Source organism: Janthinobacterium agaricidamnosum (assembly GCF_003667705.1).
Lineage (GTDB): Bacteria > Pseudomonadota > Gammaproteobacteria > Burkholderiales > Burkholderiaceae_D > Janthinobacterium.
Map to the genome: position 1 here is coordinate 3574686 of NZ_CP033019.1, position 13721 is coordinate 3588406.

A 13721-nucleotide genomic window follows, 5' to 3' on the forward strand; every position below is an offset into this window, starting at 1 on the left:
GCGATGCCTCAATCGCTGCCATGGCTGTTCTCGCGCGCCTGCTCCCGCGCTTTTTCGCTTGACGCCAGCCCGTTGAAGAACAGATTGAGCAGCACGGCAACGATGGCGGCCAGCAGGATGCCGCTGTGCAGCAACGGCGACAGGACTTTCGGCATGTGCTGCGCATATTGCTCGGCCACCAGCGGCAGCATGCCGAAGCCGATAGCCAGGGCCACGATGAACAGGTTGTTGCGGTTGCTCTTGTAGTCGACGCCGGCCAGAATGCGGATGCCCGTCGCGGCGACCATGCCGAACATCACCAGCCCTGCCCCGCCCAGCACGAACGCCGGCACGGCTTCGGCCGTCTGCGCGATCTTCGGGATCACACCCATGATTAGCAGGAGGATGCCGGCCGCCACGCAGACCCAGCGGCTGCGCACGCCCGTCACGCCCACCAGTCCCACGTTTTGCGAAAACGACGTGTACGGGAAGGTATTGAAGATACCGCCGATCAAGGTCCCCAGACCATCGACGCGCAAGCCGCGGCTGATGTCGGCCTGTTCGATACGCTTGCCCGTCATCTCGCCCAAGGCCAGGAACATACCGAGCGACTCGATCATGACGACGATCATCACCAGGCTCATGGTCACGATGGCAACCAGGTCGAAAGTCGGCATGCCGAACTGGAACGGCGTAACGATGGCGAAAGCCTTGGCGCTGGCCACCTTGGCGAAGTCGGCCTTGCCCAGCGCAAACGACAGGGCCGTGCCGGAGATGATGCCGATCAACACGGCGATATTCGACAGGAAACCACGGCCATACTTGGCCACTAGCAAGATGACGGCCAGCACGAAGAAGGCGATGCCCATGTTGTCCAGCGCGCCGTAGCCGGGGTTGGCGATCAGGGGCACGGGGCCAGGCGGCGCGGGCAAGCCGGCCGCCGTGGCGGCCGCGGCCATCTTGAGAAAAGCGGGATCGGCGATCTGCGCCATGGCGGGCGGCCCGCCCATGGCCCAGTTTACGCCCACGCGCATCAGCGACACGCCGATCACGGCGATGATGCTGCCCGTGACCACGGGCGGGAACAGGGCCAGCAGGCGGCTGATGAAGGGCGCGATCAGCATGGAAACGACGCCGGCGCCGATCACGGCACCAAAGATGCCGGTGATGCCCAGGGCCGGATTGTTCGCCATGGCCAGCATGGGACTGACGGCGGCAAAGGTCACGCCCATCATGACGGGCAGACGGATGCCGAAATGCTTGCCGATTCCCAAGGACTGAATCAGGGTCACGAGGCCGCAGCAGAACAGGTCGGCACTGATCAGCGCCGCCACCTGCTCGGGCGGCAGCTTGAGCGCGCGGCCGACGATCAGCGGCACGGCGATGGCGCCCGCATACATGACGAGTACGTGCTGCAAGCCCAGGGTGAACAGTTTCCCGGCCGGCAGCACTTCATCGACGGGGGACGGAGCGGCAGGCGTGGTAGCGGACACGCCGCGGTGGATGGATTTCAGACGGGGAGAGGCCATTTACGCTCCATTTCCTGGGTTACCGCGGCACGGATGGGTGCAGGTGAAAAGGAAAAGCAAGACAGAAACGGGACGACAGAAACACACTAGCGGCCGATGATGCATGCGAAGCTCCTTGGATGGAATGACCGAGGTAGCCATGCACGCTTCGTGCCAGGTGATTGTATACAGAGATTGTGCCGAAAGTCACCAGAAATCAGCTAATCAGGCGGTGAATGCACCGTTTTCTCGCATGCCGCCCCGCATCTGCACCAGAAGGCGGCGGCGCTGGCAGGCCACTGGTGAATGGGGACTGCTGCCTGGAACGCCTGTCAAAAACCAATGCGCATCGTCATTTGCGGCCGGCGATGCTCACTGCCTCGGCGGCACGCTGCTTCGTGCAGTGGCGTTTCTCGGGCCAGCGGGACGCCGGGCCTTCCTTGCGCCCGTCACGGTTTTGGTGGGCGCTATCAGGCGCAGTCAGGCGTTGTTAGCCGCCCGCACAGGCATCGAGCAGCGCTTCCAGCTGACGCACATGGGCAGCACGCAATTGCTCGCGCGCCAGCAAGGCTTGCACTTGCTCGAAGATGCCGTGGGCTGGCACCGCAGGCAAGGCGGGCGAGGCGGGGCGCGTGGCGATGCATGGCGCGCTCACCGGCCACGCTTGCACCTGCGATGCTGGCCCCCATGCCGCACAGCCGCTCAACAAGCTTACCAGCAACAAACTGGCTAAACGGTTGGCGAGGCTGCCGGCATGCCTTCCGGCACGTTCGCCTGGCGACCTCATGGCATTTCTCTGGCGATCAAGGCCTCGGCGGCACGACAGGCGTCGCCTTCGGGCGGCAGCGCCAGGATGCGCGCTGCCGCCGCTTGCGCCTCTGCCTGCCCGGTCTGCGCCGTGGCCAGCGCCTGGCGTACCCGCGCCGACCGGCGTGCGCCCTCTTCCCGCATCGTATCGAGCGCCTGGCTCTGGCGCCGCAACAGGGCTTGCACTTCGAGTACTTGCGCCGCGCACGCGGCACGGCCCGTTTCGCGGCCCCAGCGCTGGGCGCAAAACACGGCTGCCCCCAGCAACAGCAGCATGGCCACAATGCTCCAGGACGGCTTCATGCCAGCACCTTGCGCGCAGCCTGGTACAAGGCCAGGCGTTCGGCCAGGCCGTTCACACCGCCGTTGATGCGGCGCGTCACCCGTTCCTGGTCACCCGCGTCGGCCAGGCGGTTCAAGCCGCGCGATTGCCAGAACCAGCCCGCCGAGCGGCACGCGAAAGTCGTCTGCTCCAGCAACTGCGGCGCCGCCAGCAAGTCGATATCCAGCGCCACGCCGCACGCCGCGTAGTTGGCGCGCCCCGTCACCTGCAGCAAGCCGCGCCCCTTGAAGCGCACGCCATCGCCAGCGACCACATTACCCAGGTCCGCGCGTCCTTCATAGACCGTGCCGCTGGCCAGCTCGCGCACATAACGCAACTGTCCCGATTCGTGCCCCACCTGTGCCAGAAACGCCGCCTGGCGCAGCGGCGTATCGATGCTGAACTCGCTCATCGCCGCATTCAGCGGAGCCAGGAACAGCGTAGCGCGGCGGCCGGCCAACGGCATGATCTGCATCAATTGCGCGCCTGTCACAGCATGCCCCGCACATCCTTGACGGCAGCGGCCGCATCGGCCGCCAGTTCGCCGATATCCTTGCCGCGCCGCTTGTCGAACCAGCGCACGCAGGCGCCCAGTACCCACCAGGCAGGCAAGCCGGCCGCCACCATCAGCGGCGCGGCGATAAATAAAAATCCCGTGGCCGGGTCGCCGCCATACAGGCCCGCCACGGTTTTCGCACTGTCGAACAGGCTGGGCCACCACGACAGCACGGCGGCCACCAGCACGGGGCCAAGAAAGGTGGAAATGATGATGCTGGAACAAAAACGAATAAATGCCTCCTTGGTGGTTTGGGGCCACATGAACATGAAGCCCAGCGACGTGGCGGCGGCGCCGGCCAGCACGGGCACGCCAAACAGTTTGATCAATGCGCCGCCGGCGGCGGTGGTTTCGAGGGCCATGGTTGCCTTTCAGGTGGTGGAAATGAAAAAACCCGCCGAAGCGGGTTTGTGGTGACGATGAATAATATGGACTAGGACGCCTCGAGCGCAGCAAGGCGCGCCTCTGTTCTGGAGATACGAGCCACGAGGCCACGGGCGATAAACAGATTGAGCTGATCGTTGCGCAGGGAATACAGACTACCTGCCTCCCTGATGACCACTTGCGTTGCCTCCACGGCCTCAGCTGCAGGAACAACGACATTCCCATCGGCATCGGTAAAAGCAGGCTGAGGGGGCACGGCCGGCCGATAACCCAGCTCCTCCTCCCACTGGTCGAAACAGATGAATCCGTATTCGAACGGATCGAGTCCATGCTGCTCCATGATGGCAATGATGCCCTGGACCGTGCCGCCGACGTGCCGGCGAGCATCCGCCCCTTTGGCCTGGATCGACTCCAACCACTTGTAAGTGCCGACACTTTCAGCGATGGTCTCCGCCGCACTGATCTCAGCGTCTGTCATTGGGCGGATAGGTGTCTTCATCCTGGCGTCCGAGGTATTGATGGCGCCTGTAACGGCATATACGGTGGTGTATCTGGATGCGGGCGCGCCAAGGGACAACACGCTATCTGACGTTGGGTACAACTGTTGCGGATTAATGGCGACGATATCGCTTAACACGCCACCTTTTCGCAACTGAAATGCGAACGTAGAATCCACGGCACTGTTATTGCATAACATCCGCCCACACAGGCCATTGGCGTTATACGAATCCCATATTGAGGGATTCAGGCCCGAGGCCTTCGCAGAGAAAACGCCGTATCCGTTTTGTCCCTGGGAGATAATTTCAGTTGACCCCCCGGATGTTACCGTCAACGTAGGAGAATTCATCGCTACTGAAACTAAATTGCTGAACGTCATCACCCCGGTATCCGCTACACGGAATCGCTCAACCGAATTTGTAATCATTGACAGTGTGCCTGCTACAGGCGAGTACAGGCCATACCCGCTGGCACCGATCAGGTACCCGACAGTCGACCGCACTGGTCCTGTGAATGAAGGGTTGGACTTCGGAGCCAGTAAATTCATTGCCTCCTGCTGGAGAATACTCACGGGTTTGTTAGCATCAGATGTATTGCTCACTTTATCCAGGGACGCTGCATTTGCCTTGAGGTCCAGCGCTTCCTGCTGCAAAAGGCTGATCGGTTTATTCGCGTCGGCTGTATTGTCCACTTTACTCAGGCCCACATCGTTTTTGCTGCCTGACGTAGCCACCGCCGCAAACTGTGGCTTACCAGTAATGCTGCCCCAGGCCGGCACATACGAGCTAGGCTGCGCATCAGTAATGCCATAGCCAGCCAGCGTCGTCGCGCGCACCGCTTTTTTTGTATCCAATTCGGCCAGAGCCGCCTGCACGTTTGTCGCAACGATGCCACCCGCCGGCGTGCTTGCAACTTGCGACGCCACGTTCGTCGGAATCGTCACCCAGGCGCCAGCCTGGAATACGCGCAGGCAGCCGCCGTTCAGCACCGTGTCCCAGTAGGTCGCGCCGGCCAGCAGCGCACCGCCATTATTGTCAACGTCCGGCGGAAGCGCCTTGGCGCCAAGATAGCGCACTTCAAGCGATTTGAGCGCTGCCTCCGCCTTTGAGGCAGCGATGGCAGCAGTACCATCCGACTCTGCCGCCGCAGCGGCTGCAGCCGCCGAAGCAGCAGCGCTCGCGGCCGCCGCCGCGGAATTCTGCGGGATATCAACAATATCCTTCGCCTTGGCCAACTGGTTCAGCTGATAGATCAGATCCTGCTGGCCGTATTTAAAAGCATCAGTCATTACAGCTCCTCGACTTCAATGGTGGTGGTATATGCCTGGAAAGATGGCGTGGTGATGGCGGCCAAGTTGGCCAGGCGCCCATACACCTGGTGAGTCTGCTCGAGCTCGACGTCGTCGCTGTCCGGAAACAGGCTGACAAATAGCGGATGCGACAGACCATTCCCGCGCACGATGCGCCACAGCTCGGCTCGATCCATTGGCGTCATGTGGTCGAGAGAAATCGACAGTTTTCGGTACAACGCACCGCGCTCGACTTTCTGCTCGCCGGCGCCATTGCGGTACTGGCTGCTGGTATCGCATGGCGTGACGCCGGCGCCGTAAGATGCGTTCTGCTCGGGGCTCCACCAGGCGCCGGCCACCAGGCGCGCAGCCTCAATGTAGCCGGCAGGGTTGTCGGGATCGACCAGGTCGATCACCAGTTTTTTGACGCTGCGCATCTGGAACCAGCTGCGGCCATACGTGCCACCTCCGTAGCTGAATGCATTCACACCGAGGGGCAGCGCCCCCCAATTCCACATGCCCAGTCGCGCGTACTCGCATGCCGGCACGGTGCCGATATCGAAATCGGGTACGGCATCCCCTGGCTCGACGTAGCCGCGCACGCGAATCGTCGCCGTCGGCGTCAGGTTGCAAAATGGCAGAACCACGCCGCCGATGATCTCGGGCGTGGGCCAGGTGGCCGTAATGGTCAAGGCCTGACCGAGCGAACGCAGCACGTCATACTTGCCCTCGTGCTGCAGGTTGGCCGGCCCCAGCGCGCCAGCCTGGCTGGACGCGGTCAGCACCGCCCGGTCGCCGGCGTTGTCATGGATGATGCGCAAGTTGTTCATACGTCACTCCGCGCTGGCCAAACAATGGCCTCAAGTTCTTCAAAGGAATTCGCTGCCGCGATCTGCTGGCGCAAGTGAAGGCCAATGGCGAATGCCTCGGCAACTTGCGCCCCCAGAGCTGCGCCAACGGCGATCATGCCGGCAGCATCGAGCGTCAGGTGGGTGTTATTTGATAAGGTCCAGTCAATGCTGTATGGCCGGCCGGCAGCCTGCGCCATCAGGGCCAGCTGCGTCGCACCAACTATGCGATCCTTGTCTGCCTGGTACACGACGCCATCGCACGCGAAATCCGCAGCTTCAGCCATACAGCGTGCCGCCTTGATGCGATCCCAAGTGCGCGCTTTGACGCCATCCAGCGTTCTTGCATCTATCCACATGTCTGCCGCCACATCATATTCGTGATATTCGCTGGGCTGGGGCGGTATCGTTTTTCCTGTGCGCTCGTTTGTTTGAGTGCCGTCACTGTTAATAATTATTGTTCCCATTAAAAATTCCTTGCGATCACAATCGCCTGACATTGTTTAACATAAAGCTTGCCCATATTCGCAGCGGTAAGGTATGCATTGGTGCCGGAAACACCGAACTGCACGGTGTCACCCACGTTGATATCCAAGGTAAGTCCGTAGACCGTTGCGGCAGGAGCATCGCCATCCTGCCGCTCCTGGACTCCGCTCAACCAGAGCCAGTTCCCGCTATTGATGCGATACCAGATGCTCAGTTGATCGTCGACCACCGCCGTGCAAACGATTGAAAAAAAGACTCTGCCAGAGCGGATACGGAGCGCGGCAGGCCACCCTGGAGCGTTGTGCTTGAACAGCACTTCCAGATTCGTAAATACGGCAGCAGAATTGAGCGACGAAGCTTCAACAAATACTCCGGATGCGGACGATTGCAGGGAAATCGATGGATAACCGGGTTCGAAAAATGCCGTTGCAGCGGAGGCAGTGCCAACAGACACACGTGCAGATGAAAGATCGCCAGAGAATGTACCTTTCACAGCGTCCAGCTCACCGGAAAATTTTCCTTTGGCTGCATCCAACACACCGGCAAAGCTGCCCTTCGCCGCTTTTAACTCACCGGTGAAGCTCCCATCGACACTGTCCAGATTGCCGCTGAAAACGGCGCGGCCATTAATGATGGAAAAGCCAGGCGCATAGATATTGCCTGCCGCATCGATCTGCACATACTTTCCCAGGCCCGGATTGCCAAACAGCAATCCACTCTCGCTCAGATGAAAACCGCTACCGCCATTGCTTGGCCATGCATAGGCATTGTTGGGATAACCACTACCGCCGTGCAGCGTCGCGCTGTAAATATCGCCGGCAGTAACTTTGCCGAGATCGGCGGAAATCGCACTCAACTGCCCCACCTTCAGCGCATTCAGATACGGCGCCGCCCACTTGGTCGTGCCGCTGGCCGGATTGAAAATACCATCGGACCGGTACAGCGATTCACCTGCGCCAAACAGCGGCGGCGAACCTTCCCACACCGTGCCTGCGCCCCAGGTGTCAATTGGCGGGAAAGAGGCATCGCCCTGCGTACTGAGCGTCGCCGGGGCGCTGGCCAGCGACAGCAACGTAGTCTTGCTGTAGGCAACGCGAGCAGAATTGCCCGTCACGCCGTCGAAAATCTTGCTCACCGTCTGGCTGGCCGTGTAGGTCAGACCGTCAGCCACAATGGTCGCCGTGATCGTCACGCTGTCGCCCACCATGCCGGCATACGCCAGGCTGGCCACGTTGCCGACGCGCGTCAGCACGCTGGCATTGCTGGCGGTGAACGCCACCTGGCCCTGCATGTTCACCAGGCCAGCCGTGAAATCGATGCTGGCAGGAGCGGCAATAGTCGTGGCGGCCACCTTGAACGCCTGTGCAGTCGCCGCCAGCAGCAGCACGCGGTCGTTGGCCGGTGCGAAGCGCGGCACGGTACTCATGATCAACCTGTCACGCTCCCCCACAATCGCGCTCATACGAGCACCCCCACCGTCACCCGGCCCGTCAGCCAGAAGCGCGACAGCAGCACCACCACGCCCGGCACGCCATCCTGCAAGCCAAAGCGCTCGGCGCGCAGTTGTACGGGCTGCCCCAGTTCCAGCATCATCATTTCGGGTTCTCCATCGAATTCGTAAATGGTCCGCGGCACCTTGTTCAAGGCCAGGCGCCGTTGCGCTTCCGCGCGGGCGTCGGCCCGCGTCTTGAGGCAGGTATCGATCTGCGCCGGGTCGTCGGAAAGGCGGTAACGTGTGCGCACGGCTTCATCGACCACCGTTTCGGTCAGCCATTCCGTGGCATACAAATCCGCATGCGCGGGCGGAATGCTGGTCATCAGGCCGGCCTGCAGCGTGTAGTTGCGGTCGAAACCGATCTTCACGGCCGCCGTCACGGGCAAACGCTGCGCGGGACGCAGCGAGCGTTCGCGCATCTGCTCCAGACCGATCGCCACCGGCACGCCGGCGGCCGGCAATGCGATCTGCACCAGGCGCAGCTGGCCGGTGCGCGACATCAGCGCTTGCGCGCCCACGCTCGCCGCCAGCTGCTGGATGGCCTGCGCCTGGTTCGTGCGGTCCGCAACATACAGCCCCACCGGCTGCGGGTGGGCCGCATCGAAGGCAGCCAGGTTGTCCATATCCAGGTCCGCCACGGTAAAACGGTCGGCCGCCTTGCCGTAGGCCGTGGCGATGCGCTGCACCAGCGGCGCGATGCGCGGCGCATAACCGCCGCCCTTGTCGCCCTGCACGCTGGCCGTGATCGTGGTGGAAAACGGGTCAGTCGTCAGCTTGAAGCGCCCCGTCTGGTCATTCAAGCCCACGGCAATCGGCTTGCCGTTCGTGCGCACCTCGAACGTCGATTCGACCGCGCCGAGAAAACCATATTCCAGGGTGGCGGGATTGATCAGCAAGGGCGCCACGTTGTGACACTCGCCAAACGGTATCGGCAGGATGGCGTCCTTGTTGGGCGTCGTGCCGCCCAGCTTGGTTTCGGAGATCGGCGTATTCAGGCGCTGCAGCTTGTCGCGCAGCACCAGGTTGACCGACTCGCGCCCCGCACTGGCCACGTCGGCGATGATGCCGTCGAAGACCAGCTGGAAGTCGGCCCGTGGCCAGGAAGGATCGCCGGCCCAGGCCTTGATCGGCCGGTTCATCCAGACGTCATCCAGCCAGCCATCGAGAGCCCCGTCGGCGTTATCGAGTTCGATATCGCCGCCCGACAGTCCCGCCTCGCCGGACAGGCTGACCTGTTCCGTGAAGGCCAGGCCGCCCTTGGCCAGCGGCAGGTAGGCGGTATTTTCCGGCACCTCCTGCGGGCCGGTCACGTAGGGCCGCGAAGCGATATACCGCGTCACCTCGCTGCCGGCTACATTCACTTGCGCCTCGATCAGCACCATGCGGATGGCCGACGGGCTTTGCAGCCATTTCTGAAATTGCGCATCAGTCATGCGTATTCTCCTTTCACCGCATTGGCCCAGGCGGATGCCCGGGACGATTTATCCACGCCATCGACCACCGTCCTGGCGGCATTCGCGTTCGATTCAAAGGTGGCCTGGATGGTGGCGCCCGTTTGCGCCCGCTGGTCGGCGCGCAAGCCTTCCAGTTCCACGCGCATGGCCTGGTTGTCTTCGCGCAGGCCGCGGATTTCGGCGACCAGGACGTCGGAGCCGACGTTCGCCGCCGACGAGTAGCGCACGGGGTCGAAGACGGCCGCTGCAACAGGGGAAGTCATCGCGGCCAGTGCGGCGATGACGGGAGGATTACCGAGTTGTACACCCAGATCCGCCGCACCGCCCATCGCCGCCCGCAAGCCGGCAATGGCCTGCGCCACCGTCAGCACGCTGTCGTTAATGGTGATCAAGCCCGATACCTGGGCATTGAGCGCATCGAGGCTGGCCTGCTGCACGTCGACCTGCGCGGCCGCCCATTTCAATGCTTCCTTGTTCGCTTCCACCACACGGGCATAATCGGCCGCATAGCGGGCGTCGGACGCATTGACCACTTGCGATGCCGTCAAAAACGCCTGTTCGGCGGCAGACAAGCCCGATTGCGCCGTCGCGTCGCCCGCATTCGCGGCCGCCAGTGTCTTCTCGAACTGCGCCCGCGCCTCGGCGTACTTCTGCTCCGGCGTCAGCGTCGACTGGGCGCCCAGCGCCAAGCTGGAATTGAGGCCGTTCAAAGTCGTCACCCACGATTTCGACTTCTCCAGCGCCGACTTGGCCGCCGCCGATTCCGTCTCGTAGGCTTTGGCCAGCGCATCCTTCGCGCTGGTTACCGCTTTGACGGCCTGTATCTGGTCGAACAGCCCCCGATTGACTTCGGCAACGCTGCTGCGTTGAGCAGCCAGCAACTGCGCTTCCGTCTTCGTCATTTCGTTCAACTGCTGCTGCATATCTTTGCGCTCGCTGGCGATATCGCTGGCTGTCTTGCTCACTTCGGCGAGCTCGCCGGTGGCGGCGGAAAGGTCTGCCGCATAGTCGGCCGCCTTTTTGAACGGCTCGGCGATGGCAAGCAGCTGCACATACATGTTCTGGCCGGCGGCCGTGTTCAAGTCCTGTGCCAGCACCAGCGCCTTGAATTGCTCGCTCGTCGTCACGCCGGACTGTCCCATCGCCGCCATCGCGCTGCGCACCGATTTGGTGATGGGATCCATCTGCTCGGCTTCGCTCAGGAAGTTCTGCACGAAGAAGCTGGTGCCGCTGGTCAGGGTATCGAGATCGCCAGCCGCGTTAATCAGGCTTTCGCTCAGGGCCACGGCGGCAAGACCGGAGCTGTTGAACGACTTGCCCAACACGGCCAGCACGTCCGTCACCTGCATGTAGTCATTCGCAACGCGCGCCAAGGTTTCCAGATAACCCTCGCCGACCTTCTGGTACTGCTCCAGGCCACCAACGCCAAACTTGGCCATATCATCGCCCAGCTTGGAGAATGCGGCTTCCAGCGCTTTCTGAATCTCATCGCCCTTCAGGTCTTTCAGCGATATCTTTCCCATATCGACCACGAAGGACTTCAACCGCGCATTGAATGCATCACCGTCCATCCCAAGCACGCCGGCCGCAGCCTTGACGGTGTCGGACAGGCCGAGAATAACTTTACTGAACTGGTCGTTCGCTTCGCGATCAAGGCCACTCAAGGCCGTACGTTTCTTGTCACGGGAAAACCAGCCTCCCGACGTTTTGGTATCTGTGTACTGACTGGCTGATACGCCACCCGCCTGAATGCTGTCAAGCGAAGCTTTGTTCAACATTAGTCCTGTGTCAATCGTCGTCGTTTTACCACCGAAGATGGAACCAAGGATGCCGCCAGTGATTTTTCCTACCAGCCCACCCGTCAGCTTATCGAGTGTAAGTCCAATGACGCCGCCAGTGATTGCAACGGCAAGCGCGGAAGAACCAAATGCCGCCGCGCTGCCCTTGTTATCAGCGGCCATAACGCCAGTTACGCCGGAATTGCGCACCAACAGCCCGCCCAAGCCACCAATGCCTGTCGCCACCTGGCGCAGCGAATAGGCCATCGAGGCGGAATACGCCAGCCCCAGGCCGGAGTTTTTCTCCATGATTTCCAGTGAATTCGCAATCGAATTACTTTTCGCGGTGGAGTCCCCCAATACCGTACCAGTACCGGTGGCCGCCTGCCGGTCCCTGGCCGTAGTATCGGCACCGCCACCACCGGAAACAGCGACCCCAATTGCCAGCAGCATGCCAGCCACCATCGCAAATGCACCGATATTGGCGGGAAATGGCGCAGCCAACGACGCGGCGAGAGCCGACGTGCCATAAGCGCTGGACTTGGCAGCTTCTGCGGCAGCTACTGGACCAACAGAGGCCGCAGTACTGGTAATCTCGGCCGTCGTCGCCGCAGTTTTCGCCGTTGTCACCAGGGTGATATTCGTCAGCTTTTCAAACAGCGACTTGGCATTCATGGCAAATTCATAGGCGCGAAAACCCTTTTCCACCTTTTCCATGACTTCATAGCCAGTCGAATGTTCCTTGAAAAAGCCTTTTGCCGCCGTGGCCATTTCGCGGTACTGCCTGACCGTCGACATGTGTTTTTTATCTTGTGCCTTGTCCTTGTCTTTGTCGGTCTTTGCTTCGCCCATCTCCTTGACAAAGGTAAAATCGATATCGTCCTGTGCCTTACGGAAGCCCAGCAAGGCCGTCGTCATCTTGCCGATGGTGCCGCCGACCTTGCCAAACGCCGTCTCCAGTTTTTCAGCAAACGTCTTGGCAAACTCCCCCGCCTCCTTCCACTCCGCCTCGCTATACTTACGCGTGGGCGCCGCCGGTGCCGCTTTTGCCTTCGCATCGGCCGCCACTTTACCGGCGGTGTCCAGCTTGTCCTGGCGCTGTTCTTCCAATGCAAACGCACCATATTTGGCACCCGCGCCGGCTGTGGCAGGGCTACCTTTGGCGCGGAAAGCAGCCAGCCGCGAATAGGCATTGCCCAGGCCACTTACCACATTGAAGGCATCGACCAGCGATTTTTCCTCGCTGGCATTCACTGCACCCAGGGCCTTCGAGGCGGCGGTGGCGGCGCGTGCCTGCTCCGCCAGGGCGCGCAGCAACAGCGCCGACGATTCCGCCTCTGTATTGGCCGCCTTCATGCCCTCGGCCGCAGCCAGGCTGGCCTCGCTAATTGCTTTCAGTACCTGAGCGGTGTCGGTCGCCTTCGTCAAGTCAATGACAAGTTTTAATTCTGTTATCTCTGGCATGTTTGGCCCATAAAAAAAGCCGCGCATGGCGGCCGGGTTGAAAAATGCGGGTCAGCCCACCGCATGCTGGTGCGACAGGAACAGCGCGTCGAGCTGGTCCAGCAGCTGGTGCTCGAACGGCTCGATGGCGATGCCGTGTCGCGCCTGCCAGGCGAGGATTTCCGTGCTAGCGATGGGGTTGACGGCCATGCCGTTTTGCCGCTTGCGGTTCAATTGCGCGAACCATTCCCACACGTGGGCCAGCTCGAACGGCATGGGTGGCGTCGCCTCTTCGGGCGGCGCGCGGTACAGAGGATGGCGCCGGGCGGCATCGATATGCTCGCCCTTGGCATGGCCGTCGGCCGCCCGCGCCCCGCGCTCGAACTGGTGCCCGGCGTAGCGCAGCAGGCTGGCCGTCAGAGTTTCAAAAAATTCGACTCGTTTTCCAGCGCCGTGGTCACTTTTTCCTGCCAGGTCGGGTATTTTTCAAAGGCCGCTACCAGCAGCGCCGGATCGAGGGGCACGGGTGCGCCGTTGCTGGTAAAACCGTACCAGCCCGTGACCACGGCCAGCGCCAGACGTTTCTGGTTGCCGTCGATGGCTTGCACCAGCAGTTCCGCGCCTTCATCGGTGGAGGCGTCGATGGCCGTCTTGCGGCGCGCCGATTTTTTATAACCTTCGGCGCGCACGGCGTTGTTGGCCAGACGGTATTGCTCGCTGTTCTTGCCGACGATGGTCAGGCCGGCCACCGCTTCGCCGTCCGCGTCGAAGATGACGGGCACGTCGAACGTGACGGGCGTGGCAGCCGCATGGATATTGCCGATGTCGAAACCTGCCTGGATTTTTTGTGCGTTGTTCATGTGTGCTGCTTTCTG

At 61.7% G+C, this 13721-nt stretch carries 13 protein-coding genes; all 13 read right to left on the bottom strand.

Annotated elements, in window-relative coordinates; genetic code table 11:
• Positions 1-8: 8 nt before the first annotated feature.
• Positions 9-1508 (bottom strand): nucleobase:cation symporter-2 family protein, encoded by a 1500-nt coding sequence (locus D9M09_RS16110; RefSeq protein WP_240453396.1) that lies wholly within the window; start codon positions 1506-1508, stop codon positions 9-11.
• 469 nt (positions 1509-1977) lie between these two features.
• Positions 1978-2142: a hypothetical protein gene (locus D9M09_RS16115; RefSeq protein ID WP_162995725.1), complete on the bottom strand. Its 165-nt coding sequence runs from the start codon at positions 2140-2142 to the stop codon at positions 1978-1980.
• 128 nt (positions 2143-2270) lie between these two features.
• A complete protein-coding gene (locus D9M09_RS16120) occupies positions 2271-2597 on the bottom strand; it encodes a hypothetical protein (protein ID WP_070313496.1) in 327 nt (108 codons plus the stop codon).
• Positions 2594-3091 carry a glycoside hydrolase family 19 protein gene (locus D9M09_RS16125; RefSeq protein ID WP_121669872.1) on the bottom strand — a complete coding sequence of 166 codons (498 nt, stop codon included), beginning with the start codon at positions 3089-3091 and terminating at the stop codon, positions 2594-2596. The genes D9M09_RS16120 and D9M09_RS16125 overlap by 4 nt, the downstream gene beginning before the upstream one ends.
• A 14-nt stretch (positions 3092-3105) precedes the next feature.
• On the bottom strand, positions 3106-3534 hold the full coding sequence (locus D9M09_RS16130; protein WP_070313495.1) for a hypothetical protein: 429 nt from the start codon (positions 3532-3534) through the stop codon (positions 3106-3108).
• A 71-nt stretch (positions 3535-3605) separates the two neighbouring features.
• Positions 3606-5342: a tail fiber domain-containing protein gene (locus D9M09_RS16135; protein ID WP_121669873.1), complete on the bottom strand. Its 1737-nt coding sequence runs from the start codon at positions 5340-5342 to the stop codon at positions 3606-3608.
• Positions 5342-6172, bottom strand: coding sequence for a hypothetical protein (locus D9M09_RS16140; protein ID WP_070313494.1), 831 nt, complete (start codon positions 6170-6172; stop codon positions 5342-5344). The genes D9M09_RS16135 and D9M09_RS16140 overlap by 1 nt, the downstream gene beginning before the upstream one ends.
• The gene (locus D9M09_RS16145; protein WP_070220928.1) at positions 6169-6657 is read right to left on the bottom strand and encodes a DUF4376 domain-containing protein; all 489 of its coding nucleotides are present in this window, start codon (positions 6655-6657) and stop codon (positions 6169-6171) included. The genes D9M09_RS16140 and D9M09_RS16145 overlap by 4 nt, the downstream gene beginning before the upstream one ends.
• Entirely contained in the window at positions 6657-8138 is a 1482-nt protein-coding gene (locus tag D9M09_RS16150) for a hypothetical protein (RefSeq protein ID WP_139143776.1), read from the bottom strand. Before D9M09_RS16150 ends, D9M09_RS16145 begins: the two co-directional genes overlap by 1 nt.
• Complete coding sequence (locus tag D9M09_RS16155; protein WP_070313493.1) at positions 8135-9604, bottom strand: hypothetical protein; 1470 nt, start codon at positions 9602-9604, stop codon at positions 8135-8137. Before D9M09_RS16155 ends, D9M09_RS16150 begins: the two co-directional genes overlap by 4 nt.
• Positions 9601-12867 (bottom strand): hypothetical protein, encoded by a 3267-nt coding sequence (locus D9M09_RS16160; protein WP_141750080.1) that lies wholly within the window; start codon positions 12865-12867, stop codon positions 9601-9603. Before D9M09_RS16160 ends, D9M09_RS16155 begins: the two co-directional genes overlap by 4 nt.
• Before the next feature lie 51 nt (positions 12868-12918).
• Complete coding sequence (locus D9M09_RS30100; RefSeq protein WP_430886699.1) at positions 12919-13329, bottom strand: phage tail assembly chaperone; 411 nt, start codon at positions 13327-13329, stop codon at positions 12919-12921.
• Entirely contained in the window at positions 13263-13706 is a 444-nt protein-coding gene (locus tag D9M09_RS16170) for a hypothetical protein (RefSeq protein WP_121669875.1), read from the bottom strand. The genes D9M09_RS30100 and D9M09_RS16170 overlap by 67 nt, the downstream gene beginning before the upstream one ends.
• Positions 13707-13721 lie beyond the last annotated feature (15 nt).

What these genes read in the sequence shown, in the direction of transcription:
- D9M09_RS16140 (WP_070313494.1), bottom strand. Translation starts at nt 6,172, where the DNA reads ATGAACAACTTGCGCATCATCCATGACAACGCCGGCGACCGGGCGGTG.
- D9M09_RS16155 (WP_070313493.1), bottom strand. Translation starts at nt 9,604, where the DNA reads ATGACTGATGCGCAATTTCAGAAATGGCTGCAAAGCCCGTCGGCCATC.
- D9M09_RS16145 (WP_070220928.1), bottom strand. Translation starts at nt 6,657, where the DNA reads ATGGGAACAATAATTATTAACAGTGACGGCACTCAAACAAACGAGCGC.
- D9M09_RS16170 (WP_121669875.1), bottom strand. Translation starts at nt 13,706, where the DNA reads ATGAACAACGCACAAAAAATCCAGGCAGGTTTCGACATCGGCAATATC.
- D9M09_RS16120 (WP_070313496.1), bottom strand. Translation starts at nt 2,597, where the DNA reads ATGAAGCCGTCCTGGAGCATTGTGGCCATGCTGCTGTTGCTGGGGGCA.
- D9M09_RS16160 (WP_141750080.1), bottom strand. Translation starts at nt 12,867, where the DNA reads ATGCCAGAGATAACAGAATTAAAACTTGTCATTGACTTGACGAAGGCG.
- D9M09_RS16110 (WP_240453396.1), bottom strand. Translation starts at nt 1,508, where the DNA reads ATGGCCTCTCCCCGTCTGAAATCCATCCACCGCGGCGTGTCCGCTACC.
- D9M09_RS16135 (WP_121669873.1), bottom strand. Translation starts at nt 5,342, where the DNA reads ATGACTGATGCTTTTAAATACGGCCAGCAGGATCTGATCTATCAGCTG.
- D9M09_RS16125 (WP_121669872.1), bottom strand. Translation starts at nt 3,091, where the DNA reads ATGCAGATCATGCCGTTGGCCGGCCGCCGCGCTACGCTGTTCCTGGCT.
- D9M09_RS16150 (WP_139143776.1), bottom strand. Translation starts at nt 8,138, where the DNA reads ATGAGCGCGATTGTGGGGGAGCGTGACAGGTTGATCATGAGTACCGTG.
- D9M09_RS16130 (WP_070313495.1), bottom strand. Translation starts at nt 3,534, where the DNA reads ATGGCCCTCGAAACCACCGCCGCCGGCGGCGCATTGATCAAACTGTTT.